At 37.7% G+C, this 16,086-nt stretch carries 14 protein-coding genes; all 14 read left to right on the forward strand.

What is annotated here, in order from left to right; genetic code table 11:
- Positions 1-220: 220 nt before the first annotated feature.
- The 14 genes from AN393_RS18790 (at position 221) to AN393_RS18855 (ending at position 15,930) form a co-directional block, all read left to right on the forward strand.
- Positions 221-1,333 carry a polysaccharide export protein gene (locus AN393_RS18790; RefSeq protein ID WP_055018871.1) on the forward strand — a complete coding sequence of 371 codons (1,113 nt, stop codon included), beginning with the start codon at positions 221-223 and terminating at the stop codon, positions 1,331-1,333.
- A gap of 12 nt (positions 1,334-1,345) precedes the next feature.
- A complete protein-coding gene (locus AN393_RS18795; RefSeq protein ID WP_055018872.1) occupies positions 1,346-1,780 on the forward strand; it encodes a low molecular weight protein-tyrosine-phosphatase in 435 nt (144 codons plus the stop codon).
- Positions 1,781-1,795: 15 nt separating this feature from the next.
- Positions 1,796-4,012 (forward strand): polysaccharide biosynthesis tyrosine autokinase, encoded by a 2,217-nt coding sequence (locus AN393_RS18800; protein ID WP_055018873.1) that lies wholly within the window; start codon positions 1,796-1,798, stop codon positions 4,010-4,012.
- Positions 4,013-4,044: 32 nt separating this feature from the next.
- On the forward strand, positions 4,045-5,328 hold the full coding sequence (locus AN393_RS18805; protein WP_055018874.1) for a UDP-N-acetylglucosamine 1-carboxyvinyltransferase: 1,284 nt from the start codon (positions 4,045-4,047) through the stop codon (positions 5,326-5,328).
- On the forward strand, positions 5,328-6,320 hold the full coding sequence (gene murB, locus AN393_RS18810; RefSeq protein WP_082422805.1) for a UDP-N-acetylmuramate dehydrogenase: 993 nt from the start codon (positions 5,328-5,330) through the stop codon (positions 6,318-6,320). The genes AN393_RS18805 and murB overlap by 1 nt, the downstream gene beginning before the upstream one ends.
- Positions 6,313-7,593: a lipopolysaccharide biosynthesis protein gene (locus tag AN393_RS18815; protein ID WP_055018875.1), complete on the forward strand. Its 1,281-nt coding sequence runs from the start codon at positions 6,313-6,315 to the stop codon at positions 7,591-7,593. The genes murB and AN393_RS18815 overlap by 8 nt, the downstream gene beginning before the upstream one ends.
- A 56-nt stretch (positions 7,594-7,649) precedes the next feature.
- Complete coding sequence (locus AN393_RS18820) at positions 7,650-8,132, forward strand: serine O-acetyltransferase (RefSeq protein WP_055018876.1); 483 nt, start codon at positions 7,650-7,652, stop codon at positions 8,130-8,132.
- A 60-nt stretch (positions 8,133-8,192) separates the two neighbouring features.
- On the forward strand, positions 8,193-9,212 hold the full coding sequence (locus AN393_RS18825) for a glycosyltransferase family A protein (RefSeq protein WP_161804171.1): 1,020 nt from the start codon (positions 8,193-8,195) through the stop codon (positions 9,210-9,212).
- Between the two features lie 68 nt (positions 9,213-9,280).
- A complete protein-coding gene (locus AN393_RS18830; protein ID WP_055018878.1) occupies positions 9,281-10,447 on the forward strand; it encodes a glycosyltransferase in 1,167 nt (388 codons plus the stop codon).
- Positions 10,448-10,484: 37 nt separating this feature from the next.
- On the forward strand, positions 10,485-11,195 hold the full coding sequence (locus AN393_RS18835) for a WecB/TagA/CpsF family glycosyltransferase (RefSeq protein WP_055018879.1): 711 nt from the start codon (positions 10,485-10,487) through the stop codon (positions 11,193-11,195).
- A 382-nt stretch (positions 11,196-11,577) separates the two neighbouring features.
- Entirely contained in the window at positions 11,578-12,432 is an 855-nt protein-coding gene (locus tag AN393_RS18840; protein ID WP_152968294.1) for an O-antigen ligase family protein, read from the forward strand.
- A gap of 26 nt (positions 12,433-12,458) precedes the next feature.
- Positions 12,459-13,541 carry a UDP-N-acetylglucosamine--undecaprenyl-phosphate N-acetylglucosaminephosphotransferase gene (gene wecA / locus AN393_RS18845; RefSeq protein WP_055018881.1) on the forward strand — a complete coding sequence of 361 codons (1,083 nt, stop codon included), beginning with the start codon at positions 12,459-12,461 and terminating at the stop codon, positions 13,539-13,541.
- 86 nt (positions 13,542-13,627) lie between these two features.
- Positions 13,628-14,794 (forward strand): nucleotide sugar dehydrogenase, encoded by a 1,167-nt coding sequence (locus AN393_RS18850; RefSeq protein ID WP_055018882.1) that lies wholly within the window; start codon positions 13,628-13,630, stop codon positions 14,792-14,794.
- A gap of 131 nt (positions 14,795-14,925) precedes the next feature.
- Positions 14,926-15,930 (forward strand): NAD-dependent epimerase, encoded by a 1,005-nt coding sequence (locus AN393_RS18855; protein ID WP_055018883.1) that lies wholly within the window; start codon positions 14,926-14,928, stop codon positions 15,928-15,930.
- The last annotated feature ends 156 nt before the right edge of the window (positions 15,931-16,086 follow it).

A 16,086-nucleotide genomic window follows, 5' to 3' on the forward strand; every position in this document is an offset into this window, starting at 1 on the left:
TAGCTGATAGCTGATAGCTGATAGCTGATAGCTGATAGCTGATAGCTGATAGCTGATAGCTGATAGCTGATAGCTGATAGCTGATAGCTAAAAACCTCAACAAACCGATTCTCGCTTGCGTGTAAACATACCTCATGCTTTAATTACACCGCTAAAAAAATAAGTACTCACCAAGGCTGGTGAGCAAGCGCAATATTTAAAATAATTTTGGGATTCTACAATGGCGTTAAGCTGTAAATCACTCGCAACTTCTCTCGTAATGCTAGCAATATCAGGGTGTACAATAGTACCCGGTAGCCATTTTGAAGGCATAGATTCAGGCGAACAAACATATAACCTTGAGCAAGATCTCGAAAAAGTAAACATCCAAATTATCGACTCGCAGCTTTTAAATAAACAAAAGTTAGCGCAAGCAGCGGCTAAGCCTATTTCAAGCAGTGCGGGTGTTAATACCAGCAATTACGAATACAAACTAGGTGTAGGTGATGTACTTACAATAGGCGTATGGGATCATCCCGAGCTTACAATACCAGCTGCTGTACAACGTACCGCAGAGTTTGATGGCTTCCGCGTACAAAAAGACGGCACAATTACCTACGCGTATGCCCCTAACATTCCTGCTGCAGGCCGAACAATTAGCCAAGTGCGCGACGACCTAGTAAAGCGCTTAAGCCGAGTGATAGAAGACCCACAAGTAGATGTAAAAGTAGTGGGTTTTAGAAGTCAAAAAGCATACGTAACAGGTGAGGTAAATAAGCCTGGCGTTTACCCCGTAACCGAAATACCCCTTACCCTTATTGATGCGCTAAACCAAGCGGGTGGATTAACCGATTCAGCCGATTGGCGCACCGTTACCTTTACCCGAGGCGATAAAACAGAAGTTATTAAGCTTGATGATTTTTATGCCCACGGTGACATTTCGCAAAACCGTTTACTACAACACGGCGATATAGTGCATGTAAGCCGTAACGATGCACAAAAAGTATTTGTACTAGGCGATGTAAAAAAAGCGGGGTCAGTAACCCTTAATCGCTACGGTTTAAACTTAGCCGAAGCACTAAGTGATTCGGGCGGTTTAAACGAAGCAACAGCAGATGCAAATGGCGTATTTGTACTGCGTAAAAGCAACGTAGAACAAACAGGCTATATTGCAAACGTATACCAGCTACATGCAAAAAATATTGCAGCTATGGTATTAGCAGAGCAGTTTGAGCTTGAGCCAAGCGACATTGTATATGTAACCTCTGCACCACTTGCACGTTGGAACCGTGTAATAAGCTTATTATTACCATCAGTATCTACAGTTGATAACATTAACGATATTAACAACTAAAAGGTTTTTAAAATGTTTGATTCAGTTTTAGTTGTATGTGCGGGCAACATATGCCGCAGCCCTACCGGTGAATATGTATTAAAGCAAAAGCTTGAAGGTAAAAATATTAAAGTATCATCGGCTGGGTTAACCGCACTTGAAGGCAAACCTGCCGATGCCACTGCAAAGCAAATTGCACAAGCTAATGGTGTAAATATGGATGCCCACCAAGGGCGCCAATTAACGTCAGCTTTGGTAGCGCAAAACAGTGTTATTTTAGTAATGGAAGAACGCCATTTAAACGATGTACACGCCCATTACCCAGAGGCGCGCGGTAAAACCTTTTTACTCGGCAAGTGGATTAACAACGCCGAAATACCCGACCCCTACCGCCAAAGCCAAGAGGCGTTTGAACACGTGTACACACTAATCGATAGCGCATGCAGCGCTTGGCAAAAGTATTTATAAGGAATGGCTAAATTAATGACTGCCCAGCCTAGTAACAAAAGTAAAAATACCACACAACCCACGCAAGAAATCGACTTAATGGCACTATTGGGCGCACTGCTCGACCGTAAATATTTTATAGTTGGTATAACCGCATTATTTATGTTTGTAGGTGTAGTTTATGCTGTATTAAGTACACCTATTTACCAAGCCACAGCAATGATACAAGTTGAAAATGGTAGTGCTTCAGTGCCTGGTTTCGATGACGTCGGAGGAGTGTTCGAAAGCACATCGGCCGCTGTAACCGAAATAGAACTCCTTAAATCACGTAGTATTATTGGCGAGGCAGTAGATACACTAAAGCTTGATATAACAGCCGAGCCTAAGCTTTTCCCGTTTATTGGTAATCGTATTTATCGAAATTTTACGCCAATGAGCGAGGGCGACCTAGCCGAGCCAAGCTTTGGGGCAGGCAGCTATGCATGGGGCGGCGAAAGCATAAACATATTTAGGTTTGACGTTCCACGATCTGCCATTAATAAAGAATTTACGCTTGTAGCGCAAAATAATAACAGTGTTAGTTTATTAAATGATGATGGAGAGGAAATACTCGCTGGTAAAGTAGGTGAGGAGCTTACTAACGGTAAGTTTAACTTAACAGTGCGCGAGCTTAATGCCCATGCAGGTACTGAGTTTATAATTACCCGTAAAGACCGCTTAAATACGATTCTGAACTTACAAAAGGAAATCTCAGCAGAAGAAGAAGTTAAAAGTTCAGGTATAATTAAACTTAGCTTAGAGAATAAAGACCCTACTTTTGCAGAAAAAGTACTTGATAAAGTAGCCGCTATTTATGTACGCCGCAATGTAGAGCGCAACAGTGCAGAGGCACAAAAGTCACTCGAATTTTTAGAAGTACAATTACCAGAGATAAAAAAACAGCTTGAATATGCAGAGCAGCGCTTTAATAATTATCAAATAAAACAGCAGTCTATTAATATCTCACTTGAAACGCAGGGGGTATTAGAGCAAGTAGTTAAGCTAGAAACCAAACTACAAGAGTTAAATTTAAAACGCTTAGAACTGGGCCGTAAATTTAAAAAAAATCACCCTACATATCAAGGCATGCTAGAACAAATCGAGGCCGTAAATAAACAAAAGAAAGAGCTGGTCAGTAAAGTCGGCAACCTACCTGAAACACAGCAAGAGCTACTACGATTAAAGCGCGATGTTGAGGTAAGTAACCAGATTTACACGCTACTACTTAGAAAAACCCAAGAGCTTGACATAGTGCGCGCAGGCACCGTAGGAAATGTACGTGTAATCGATCATGCTGAAGTTAATACAAGTAAACCTGTTAAACCTAAAAAAACTCTAATAGTTATAGTTATAACTTTCTTGGGGGGGCTTTTTTCAGTAATAGTTGTACTAATACAAAAGGCGATAAATCGAGGTGTGGAAGATCCCGCTGAAATAGAATCGCTTGGCATACCAGTATATGCAAGTGTACCGCACTCAGATCATCAAGATAAGTTAACTGGTTTTGCAAAAACTCGTAAAAATAAAGCGGCAAAAGCAAAAACTATACTTGCGCTTGATAATCCAGCAGATCTTTCCATAGAGGCCTTACGCAGCTTACGTACAAGCTTACATTTTGCGATGATGGAAGCTAAAAATAATATTATTGCTATATCGGGCCCAAGCCCTGGTGTAGGTAAATCGTTTATATCGGTTAACTTAGCCTCAGTATTGGCGCAAAGCGGCAAAAAAGTACTAATTATTGACGCCGATATGCGCAAAGGCTATTTGCAAACACAGTTTGACTTAATGTGGGACGATGGCCTAAGTGATTACCTATCGGGTCGTTTAAACCTAGCGCAAGTTACCAAAACAACTAAGGTAGAAGGGCTAAATGTAATTACCCGCGGGCAAATACCGCCAAATCCTTCGGAGTTACTAATGCACAGTAACTTTAGTAAATTGGTTGAAGAGGTTAGCGCTGCTTACGATATAGTAATTATAGATACCCCGCCAATACTAGCAGTTACAGACCCCGCTATAGTCAGTGCCCACACAGGCACTACCTTATTAGTAGCACGCTTTGGTCAAAACCATTTACGTGAAATAGAGCTAACTCGCAATCGTTTTGAACAAAATGGGATTGATATAAAAGGGCTTGTATTCAATGGCGTAGTTAAAAAGGCGAGTAATGCTTATGGCTATTACGGCTATTACAACTATGAGTATAAATAACTTGAATTTTATAAACTTAATAGAGAAATTAAATGACTAACTTTTCATCTGAAAATATCAGTAAAATAACCGTAGAGCCTGCCGTATTAAAAGGCTCTGTAAAGGTTAGTGGTGCTAAAAATTCAGTACTTAGATTAATGGCCGCTACACTTTTAACAAATGAAAAGCTGGTTATTCAAAATTACCCAGCCACTTTATTAGACGCTATTGTGCATAAAGATATGTTAGATGTACTTGGCAAAAAGTGCTCAGTACAAGATGATGTGCTGGTTGTTGAAGAGCTTGCAACTTTAACTAGTAAGTTAGATTGGAAAGGGCGCTCTATTAGAAATACCTTACTAATACTAGGTGGGCTAGTTACTCGTACGGGCTATGGTGCAGTACCACTACCAGGTGGTTGTAGCATTGGCGGTGGCTCAGGTGAGCGAGCTTATGACCTACACGTTATGCTTCTTGAGAAGTTAGGGGCAAAAGTGTGGGATGAAGATGGATTCTTGCACGCTAAAGCACCCGAAGGTGGGCTTGTAGGCACAGATATACATTTACCAATTCGTTCTACAGGCGCTACCGAAAATGCAATAATAGCAGGTACGTTAGCTAACGGTGTTACACGTATATGGAACCCCCATGTACGTCCTGAAATACTTGATTTAATCGATATGATCAACTCAATGGGTGGTGAAATCAATGTGTATGGGCAAGAACATATTGAGATTATTGGAAAAAAATCACTCAGAGGAACAACTCATACAGTTATCCCAGATAATGTTGAAGCGCTTACATGGTTAGTAGGGGCATCGGTAACTGGTGGTGAGATTGAGATAGAAAACTTCCCATTCGAGCACCTAGAAATACCATTAGCGTTTTTAAAAGAATCTGGTGCACGAATGTACCGCCACGAAAATTCAATGATTGTAAAAGGTTCGAACTGCTACCCGTTAGAGCTGAGCACAGGTCCATATCCTGGGGTTAATTCAGATATGCAACCCATATTGGCAGTATACGCAGCGAAAGCTAGAGGCCAATCAAAGTTTGTCGATTTACGCTTTCCTGGTAGGTATGGATACGCAAGCGAGCTAAATAAAATGGGTCTAAAATCTAGAACAGATGGAAATTTACTTATCGTTGATGGTGGCAGCGAACTAGCCGGTACTGATGTGACTGCGCTTGACCTTCGAGCAGGTATAGCTCTTGCACTTGCTGCTTTGTTTGCAAAAGGAGAAACTCACATACATGAAGCATGGCAGATCACAAGAGGTTACGACCGTTTCTTCGAAAAAATGGAAAGCTTAGGTGTAACGGTAAGAGTTGGTTAATGGCTAATTCAAGTATAAATAATAAACCAATTTCAGAGGGATTTATTTCATCGCTTTCTGAAATAAACCCCACCGCTGTAAAAAAAAATGTTTCTTTGGCTGAATTTAGTCGTTGGAAGGTTGGAGGGGTTGCTAAGTGCATTTTTACCCCGCACAGCGTAGAAGAGTTAGCTAAAGTTGTTCGGCTTGCAAACGAAGCTGAACAGCCATTCATCGTTATTGGCTCTACTAGTAATTTACTTTTCTCGGATGAAGGGCTTGACATATTAGCTATTCATTTGGGTAACCCATTATCAGATATAACTTTTAATGCGAGCAAGGTTACTGTTGAGGCTGGGGTTTGGGTACCAGGGCTTGCCAGAAAATTAGCGAGTAAAGGACTCTCAGGGTTAGAGCATACTGCCGGTATACCGGGGACCCTTGGGGGTCTCATATGTATGAATGGTGGTAGTATGCGCAGAGGTATTGGTGAAAATGTAGTAACAGTCAAATCCTTAACTAAAGATGGAACAATAAAAGTATATACAAAGGATGAGTGTTTATTTGCTTATCGCACCTCTATTTTTCAAAGTAATAATGAAATAATTTTAGAAGCCACACTTCAGCTCGAAAATGCTGATAGCAAGCTTATCAAACAGCAAATGCTAGCTATTTTAAGGAGCCGTAGGCGTAAGTTTCCTTTAAAATTACCTAACTGCGGTTCTGTTTTTGTCAGCAACCCTGCTATGTACGAAGAGTTTGGTCCTCCCGGCGCTGTTATAGAGAAATGTGGGCTAAAAGGTAAGACAATAGGGGGGGCTCAAATTTCCCCTCTTCATGCCAACTTCATAATTAATAAAGGCACTGCTACGGCGATAGATATTCTGTCTTTGATATCTTTAGTTTGTAATAAAGTCAAGCTTGAGACTGGTTATCACATGGTTTCCGAAGTAAGGTTTGTGGAAAATAATGGAGTAACCCTCCCCGCAGCTGATAAAAAAATATATGAGTAATTCTAAGAAAAACTATCTTACTACCAATAAGTTGCTCAGTAATTTTTTTAAACTATTTGCTGGGACTACTATCGCTAAGCTAGTTTCGTTTTTAGTCGTGCCGGCTCTATCTAGGCTACTTACACCTGAAGAGTTCGGTGAGTACTCAGTATTTATGGCGGTTGTAACTGTAGTTGCCCCGCTTCTTGCATTGAGGTACGTAGACGCTATCCCAATACCTAGAAGTGGCTCAAAGGCCCAGAGCATCTTAATATTGTCATTGGCTTTGATCTTTCTTAATGGAACAGTTGCTCTTGCAATTGCATATTTTTTTATCGGCAAAATTACAGAGATATATCCTTTTATTGATAAATCATTTCTGTTATGGATATATTTTACAATTTTAGCTTTATCATGTTACGAAATGCTTAATTTATGGGCTGTAAGGGTCAGAAGCTTTGGGGTAATTGCTAAGACACAGATAAGCCAATCATTTACCGGGGCTGTATCTAAGCTAGTGTTAGCCTACTTGTCCGTTCCGATGGCTTTAATTGTGGGTCAAACTATACAAAACTTTACGGGCTTATTAGCTTTATTAAAAAATAAAGACGCTCCTTTCAAAAAATACAAACCAAAATTCAGCATTAACATATTAAAAAGTAGTGCTGTTGAGTTTGCACAATATCCAAAATATCGGCTAGCCTCTAGAGCTTTATTGGTTGTTACACAAGCAATACCTGTGATGGCCATAAGTAAGCTTTATGGAGCGGAAGAAGCTGGGCAATTAGGGCTTGCTTTTACTGTTGTAACAGCAAGTGTAATGGTGATAGTTGATAATGTTCGTAAGTTATATTTTGGAGAGTCATCTAGGATTGGGCCGGAAAACCTAACCGAACTGAAGTCCTTAACTTTTAGATTGATGTTTAAAATGTTATTGATTTCTTTGTTGGTTAGCTCCTCAATGTATTTTATTGGTGGGAAGGTGTTTGTAGTTATTTTTGGCAATGAATGGCAATTAGCAGGCGAAATAGTAGAGATATATAGCTTATATGTATTTTCATTATTTTTTGCCGGGCCTTTTGTCGACATCCTAAATGTTATGAATAAACAAAAAACTTTTCTATTGATTAATTTTGTTCGTTTTCTTCTAGTAAGTTGCTTATTTATTATTCTGTCCACAAATATAAGTATCCACGAATTGTTATGGTCATATTCGATTTCAATGCTTATTTTTTATAGTGCCATGGCTTTTTACTTTATAACTCTGGTTTCACCGCAAAAAAATAGTACTTAAAAGATTTTTTATTAAATGTTCATATAGATTTTAGCTTATTACAAAGAGTATCCACTATGGCCTATATTAAAAGTGCTACCAAATTATTATTTGGCAGCTTAGATACCCGAATACGTATATATTTACGTTTAATTAATTATTGTAAAGCCCATAGGTTAAATAATCTTTCTATTTTAATTGCTAATCGTCTTCAAAGAAGTCATGGTATTTTTATATCTCCCAAGGCTAAATTTGATCGCTCTTTAACTCTAAAGCACCCTGTTGGTATTGTTATCGGAGATGGAGTGATGATAGAACGAGACGTTACTATATATCAAAATGTTACATTAGGAGGAGCTAGAGTCGGTGATAGCGCAAAAAATAATTATCCGATAATAGGCCAAGGCAGTGTTATTTTTGCCGGCTCTGTAATTGTTGGTAAAGTAAAAATCGGAAAAAACTGTATTGTAGGTGCAAACTCCGTAGTAGTTAGGGATGTCCCTGATTTTGCTACAGTGGTTGGGGCGCCTGCAAAAGTAGTCAATATAAGTAACGAATAAAGAATTTGCTAATGATTTATGTCGAGTCAGCGGAAGAATTTATTAGAGAGGTTTATTATAGTGAAAGAAGGCATAAATATGAGCGGTAATAGCTTTGTTTCAGTGGTTTGCGCTTGGTATGAAAGGGCTGACTCCATCCGTACTACCCTCGACAGTTTATTGGAACAAACCTACAGCAACTTTGAAATTATAGTTATTAATGATGGTAGTAAAGACCCACGCGTAAAAAGTATTTTAGATACCTACACCGATCCTAGATTAAGGGTTATTCATCAAGAAAATATAGGGTTTACTAAAACAATAATAAAAGCAATTAGCATTGCAAATGGAGATTATATAGCAATACAAGGTGCTGGCGATAAAAGCGATAAGCATAGAATAGCAAAACAAGCAGAGTTGCTAGATAACGATACAAATATAGGTATTGTTAGCTGTTATTACACAAAAGAGAATCTTAGGAGCACCTCTAATAAGGAAGTGCTGAAACCTCTAGAAGTCACTTCAAAAAGTTATATAGAGAACCCATCGCAGCGATTATTGGTCTCGCATGGTGAGCTTATGTATAGAAGATACTTTTACGAAAAGGCTGGAGGTTACAGGGGCTTTTTTGATGTAGGTCAAGGCAGTGACCTGTGGGGTAGGATGTTAGAGTATTGTGATTTAGCTGTAGTGGAAGAAGTTTTGTATAAACAAATCATATTTTCTGACGGTGTTAGCACGAATTATAAAAAAATATTTCACCGTTCTCTTTTACATGGTGTAATGCTTGAAGAAAGAGAAGCTAGTAAGCGAAATGACCACTCGCCAATAGAGGATCCTGAAGGTAAATTCATGCCTTTATATTTAGTGTCGAGGAATGAGCTTTCAAAGCGCTATATGACTATTCTAATCATTTGTTATGCCCTAAAATTGCCTGATACTTCCTACTATAAAAAATTAACTATTGCCAATTCTAACTGTACCTATTCCTGTTTTGCTAAGTTATTTAGTTTATTACCATTCCGCTATAAACTTGCAAAGAAGTTAGCATCAAAGTCGGCAATATATAAGAGGTTAATACTCGATAATTATTCAGAATAAATATTAATTAAAAGTTTAGCTTAATGTCGCCTAGTTGTAGTAGTAAATAAATTATTGATGAGATTTTTATGAAAAAGGTTCTATATGTAGTAGATAAAATTGAAGGTGGAGGAGCTACAAGAATTATAGTACGGGTTGCTAATATGCTTAGTGACTCCTACTCTCCATATTTGACATCAATGGTTGAGTCTCATGGGTACTCAAAATATGATTTGACACAGATTGAAATAGTTTACTCAGATGTTCAATTAGGGGGGAATGTTTTTCAAAAAGCGTACCGTTTATATTTAAATGTAAAGGCTATAGTTAGCATCATTAAAGCTAACGAAATTGATTGCGTACTGTCTTTTTTAGAGAGAAGCAACTTTTGCGCTGTATTAGCTGCTAAAATCACAAAAAAAAAGGTTATTATAAGTGTAAGGAATAACATTGATAGGCAGTACTCCAACTTTGGCGGTTCAGCATTAAAAGCAATAAAATTTCTTCTATCAAAAGTCTACAGTCGTGCAGACCACATTGTATCTCTCTCTAAAGGCGTAAAAGCTCAGCTAGTGACTGAATTATCTTTAAATGAGAATAAAGTTAGCACTATCTATAACCCATATTACTTGGAAGACTATGTTAAGCAACAAGAATGGCGAGAGAAGCCTACATCGCCTTACTTTCTAGCTGTAGGCCGGCTTGAAGAGCAGAAAGGTTTTAATCATTTAATAAAGGCTTTTTATATTTACCGTGAGCTAGGTGGGAAGAATCACTTATATATACTTGGCGATGGAGTTTTAAAAACCTATTTGAATGAGTTAGTAGACTATTATGAGCTCAAGGAAAGCGTAAACATCGTGGGCTTTACAAACAATGTTAAAAGTTATATGCATAACGCAGAAGCATTTATATTTAGCAGTCTTTGGGAAGGGTTTGGTAATGCACTTGTGGAAGCTATTTTATGCTCTTTACCTGTCATTAGTACTGATTGTGATTTTGGTCCAGCTGAAATTATGTGTTGCCAAGCTGATGCATATCCATTTAATTCTAAGTTAGGTGTATTAGTGTCTCCCTTCGAGTTGCCATTCGAAAAAGCAGTGTCTCGGAGTTCTGAAGAAAATGAAATGGCTAATGTTATGTTTAAATTTGAACCCCGAAATTATAAAAAGGAAGACTTCCTCAAGCGCGCAGAGGATTTTTCATTCCACAATGTCAAAGAAAAATGGAGTGAATTAGTTGAATGTGTTATTTAGCCTTATTCCTTATTCCATACTTTAATTGAGTTATAAAATGAAAATTATTCAGTTCATGAAAACCCGGTATGTAGATGTCAAAAAACTTGCTGCTGAAAATCGCTTTAAATCAGGTGCGTATATATATGTAAATCCATTTAATTATATGTTTTTAAGAAAGCGCCCAGATATCACTGAAGTTGCTTTTTATCGTTCTGACGGTATTTACCTTATAACTATTTTAAAAGCTTTTTTACCAAAATCTTTAAATTTTTATCGGCAATCATTTGATATGACTTCACTTGCTCCGATTATTTTTGAACATTGTCAGCGTAATAACTTATCTATTTTCATAGCAGGAGGTAAAGAGGGCGATGCAAGTAAATTTATAAGTCGAGTTAATAGTAATTTCCCTGACATTAAGTGGAAGGGAGATATTGACGGCTACGCAAGTGAATCTGTAATTATAGAGCAGGTCTTAGCTGCTGATGCAGATGTTGTTATTTTAGGGCTAGGTAATATAAAACAGGAAAGAGTAGCAGCTAAATTAGCCACGTTAAAAGAGGGGTTATATTTTACTTGTGGAGCTTTTATTTCGCAGACTGCGAATAGCAAAACAGTAGACTATTATCCAAATTGGGTTAATAAGTATAACTTGAGATGGTTATACCGCTTTTTTACTGAGAGCCATGTGATTAAAAGAGTGATTAATTTTTATCCTAAGTTTTTATTTGTATTTTTGAAGGACCTGTTTTTTGCTAGTAAATAAAATAGGTTATAAAGAGTGCTTTATACTTTGTTTGTTTGTTTTTATTTTGTTCTTTCCTACTTATGCTGGGGGAATGGGGCTAGTTACAGGGCAAAAAATATTATATATCTTTTACCCCTTGCTGCTCGTTAGTTTGTTTTTATGTTTTAAAAACAAAATAAAGTTTGTATTCCCGAACAGTGCTATGGTTATTTTTATTGCTTTTTGCATATTTGTATTTAGTTTAACTAGCAAGCTCGAATTCATCAATACTCAAATTTTATTAGGTCATTTTAGGTATCTTGCTTACTTTTCTATTTTTTTATTAACTTATAACCTTGCAGTAAACTTTAATATAACTCTTGAAAACTTGTACCTGCCAATAATCTATATAGGGGTATTGGTGATTGCATTTGTAATTGCCCAGTTAATAGCACCTGAAGTTATATTAAAACTAGGTATAACTAACAGGGAAGCTATAGGGCGTTTAGGCTTTAGAATAGGTGGCCCGCTTGTATGGTCCTATTCATTAGGCTTTATTTTATTACCAGTGGTGTTTCTTGCCTTTACAAATATGTTTAAGGGCATAGCAAGTAAACAGCTATGGCTGCTCTTTACTTTGCTAATTTTAATTATTTTAGCTGGGCAATCAAAAGCAGCGTACTTAGCCTATATGACTAACTTTTTATTCTTTTGCTATTTAGGTTTTAAATACGGGCGTGGTAAAACAATGTTAAGTATTTTTGTTTTACTTATTTTATTTTTATCAATGCTGATTGCTTATGTAGTAGCTAACTTAGAAGATTTTGGGAATATTGAGAGGTTTGTATCTTCAATAACTAGTAATGCGAACGATGCATCAACGCAAACTAGGTTAAATCAGCTTTCTTATATTGCCCTGACTTTAGATAACAACCCTTATCTAGGTTACCCTCTTGAGTACGTTATTATTGAAAATGGGTATGGGTACTATTTGTACAACTATGGTTTATTAGGTTTGTTAACTTATTTAGGCGTACTAATTTATTTCTTTTATAAAGCTTGGGTGTCTGTAAGACTAGTACACTTTACTGATTATGATCAACGAGGTAAGTCAGTATCTTTAGCCTATTTTTCACTCATATTAGGAGCAGTGGTGTTTTCACTAGCTAACTCACCGCTAGATGGGCATAAAGTAGCATACTTTTTTTGGACGTTATCAGGCCTTTACTACGGGGCTATTTACAGCACAGAAGTACAAACAAACTTCAATAAATAACAATAAATTTAATATTTAGAGGCTCTATGTTTATAGACTTGTGTTTTACCTTTTTTATATCTTTTGCTGTATTATTTTTAATGCGAAAAGTTGCAAGACAAGTTGGTTTGGTAGATAAACCCTCTGGACGGAAAATGCATACGGGTAATATTCCCTTAGTCGGTGGCGTGGCTATATGTATTACCATTGTACAATACGTATACTCGCACCCTGATATGATTAATAATGCTAATTTGTATATGTTTTGCATTATAGGCCTAACTACTGTTGGTGCATTAGATGATCGCTTTGACTTAAGTGTAAAAATACGCATGCTGGTACAAGCAGTTATATCGGTAGCGATGATTTATTTTGCTAAGGCTGAGTTGGTTACATTGGGTAATATACTTGGTTTTGGTGAAATAGCGTTAAGCTATGGTTACGTAGGTGGCTTTATTACCGTAATTGCCGTTATAGGCTGTATTAACGCGTTTAATATGGTTGACGGAATTGACGGCCTGCTAGGGGGGTTATCGGTGGTCACCTTTGGGGCTATTGGAATTTTATTAAATATGGCTAATGAGCAGAGCTTAAGCTACTTATGTTTACTATTAGTTGTATGTATGATCCCTTATATTGTTATGAACCTAGGCCTAATTGGGCGAGAGCGAAAAGTGTTTATGGGCGACGCTGGCAGCATGATGATTGGCTTTACCGTAATTTGGCTATTAATTGGCGCTAGCCAAACACCTGGCAACCCAATGATACGCCCTGTAACTGCATTATGGTTAATAGCTCTACCACTGATGGATATGGCGGCAATAATGATACGCCGTATAAAGCAAGGTAAGTCTCCTTTTAAGCCCGACCGTGAGCATTTGCACCATATTTGCCAACGTTTAGGCTGCTCACCAACGCAAACGCTTATTTTAATATGTAGTATTGCATCTGTATTTGCAGGAGTGGGGATAATAGGCGAAGTTTTTGCTATCCCTGAATTTTTAATGTTTTATAGTTTTATAGTTATGTTTGCAATTTACTTAGTTATTTTAATTAACTACTGCAAAATTATTAACTTTTTTAGACGCAAATTAGACTTACCAGAAAAACAATATTCGGCCGGTAAATAAGAGTAAGTTTAAATATAATACCTAATGCTATACAACTCTGATAAAATTATATTTATTGATCACTAACTAAATCTTAAAGGATTAACATGAAAATTGCCGTGGTAGGTACAGGCTATGTAGGCCTTTCTAACGCTATGCTTTTATCGCAACATAATGAAGTGGTTGCGCTTGATATAGACGAGCAAAAAATTGCATTATTAAACAATAAGCAGTCACCTATTGTTGATACCGAAATAAGTGAGTTTTTAACGCGTGATGACTTAAACTTTACAGCCACTACCGACAAAACTGCTGCTTATAAAGATGCTGATTACGTAATTATAGCAACACCAACCGATTACGACGTTGAAACAAACTACTTTAATACCAGCTCGGTTGAAGCTGTAATTAAAGACGCTATGGCGCATAACCCTAATGCGGTTATGGTGATTAAGTCGACAATTCCGGTAGGCTTTACGGCCGATATTAAAAAGCAACTTAACGCTGAAAATTTAATGTTTTCCCCTGAATTTTTACGTGAAGGCAAAGCCCTTTACGATAACTTACACCCATCACGTATTGTTGTAGGTGAGCAAAGCGAGCGCGCAAGCATTTTTGCTAACTTACTTAAGCAAGGTGCAATTAAGCAAGATGTTGAAGTGCTATTTACCGACTCAACAGAAGCTGAAGCTATTAAGTTATTTTCTAACACTTACCTTGCCATGCGTGTTGCTTATTTTAATGAGTTAGATAGCTACGCAGAAGCACACGGCTTAAACTCTAAGCAAATTATACAAGGCGTAGGCCTAGACCCGCGTATTGGCAGCCACTATAACAACCCGTCGTTTGGTTACGGTGGCTACTGCTTACCAAAAGACACCAAGCAACTACGTGCTAATTACCAAGATGTACCAAACAATATTATTGGCGCGATTGTCGATGCAAACACCACTCGTAAAGACTTTATTGCTGATTCAATTATTAAACGCAGCCCTAAAATTGTAGGTGTGTACCGTTTAGTAATGAAAACAGGTTCCGATAATTTTAGAGCCTCTGCCATTCAGGGCATAATGAAGCGTATTAAAGCCAAAGGTATTGAGGTTGTTGTATTTGAGCCAGTGCTTGAAGAAAACGAGTTTTATCACTCGCGCGTTATAAAAGACTTAAATGAATTTAAGCAGATATCGGATGTAGTGGTCTCTAACCGTATGGTAGAAGAGCTTAGCGACATTGCAGATAAAGTATATACACGCGATTTATTTGGTAGTGATTGATTGGATAATAGCTGTTAGCTGTTAGCTGTTAGCTGTTAGCTGTTAGCTGTTAGCTGTTAGTTATTAGTTATTACTTTAAAAGCCGCTGAAATGTATGTTGATGCGGCTTTTTTGCTTAAATTAGGAATTTTATGAAGTATTTAGTTACAGGTGCTGCGGGCTTTATTGGTGCTGCAACGTGCCAAAAGTTATTGGCTGCAGGCCATGTAGTTGTTGGTATAGATAATCTAAACGATTATTACGATGTAAATTTAAAGTTGGCACGTTTAGCGCAGTTTGAAAACCACGATAACTTTACGTTTATTAAGCTTGATATAAGCGAACGTGCAGCTATGAGTAAGTTATTTGCTGCAGAGCAGTTTGATAAAGTAATACATTTAGCTGCGCAAGCGGGTGTACGCTATTCAATAGAAAACCCTGATGCCTATGCTGACTCTAATCTAGTAGGGCACTTAAATGTGCTAGAAGGGTGTAGGCATAACCATGTTAAGCACCTAGTTTATGCATCATCTAGCTCTGTTTATGGCCTAAACGAAAAAACGCCGTTTGAAACAACCGATAGTGTTGATCATCCTGTTTCGTTTTATGCGGCAACCAAAAAAGCAAATGAGCTAATGGCACACAGCTATTCGCATTTATATAGCTTGCCGACCACTGGACTGCGCTTTTTTACGGTTTATGGCCCGTGGGGTCGCCCAGACATGGCACCGTATATTTTTACTAAAAAAATACTCGACGGCGATACCATTGATATAAACAACAATGGTGATATGTGGCGTGACTTTACCTACATAGACGATATTGTTGAAGGTGTTGTACGCGCTGCTGATGTTATACCTACAGCAAACCCAGATTGGCGAGTAGAAAGCGGATCGCCTGCTACAAGCTCTGCCCCTTACGCTGTTTATAATATTGGCCACGGCAGCCCAATAAACCTAATGAAGTTTATTGAAGCAATTGAGACCGAGCTAGGTACCGAGGCAAATAAAAACTTCCGCGAAATGCAAGCGGGCGATGTTTATAAAACATATGCCGACACACAAGATTTATTTAATGCGACTGGCTACAAAGCTCAAGTAGACGTTAAACAAGGCGTTAGCGAGCTAATTAAATGGTATAAAAACTTTTATAAGTAAGCTTTATAGCGAAATAAACACTGTTTTTTTAAAAGCAGTGTTTATTTAAAAATAGTTTAATTTACACTTTGATAGCTGATAGCTGATAGCTGATAGCTGATAGCTGATAGCTGATAGCTGATAGCTGATAGCTGATAGCTGATAGCTGATAGCTGA

Origin of the sequence: Pseudoalteromonas sp. P1-25 (genome assembly GCF_001401805.1) — a bacterium.
GTDB lineage: Bacteria > Pseudomonadota > Gammaproteobacteria > Enterobacterales > Alteromonadaceae > Pseudoalteromonas.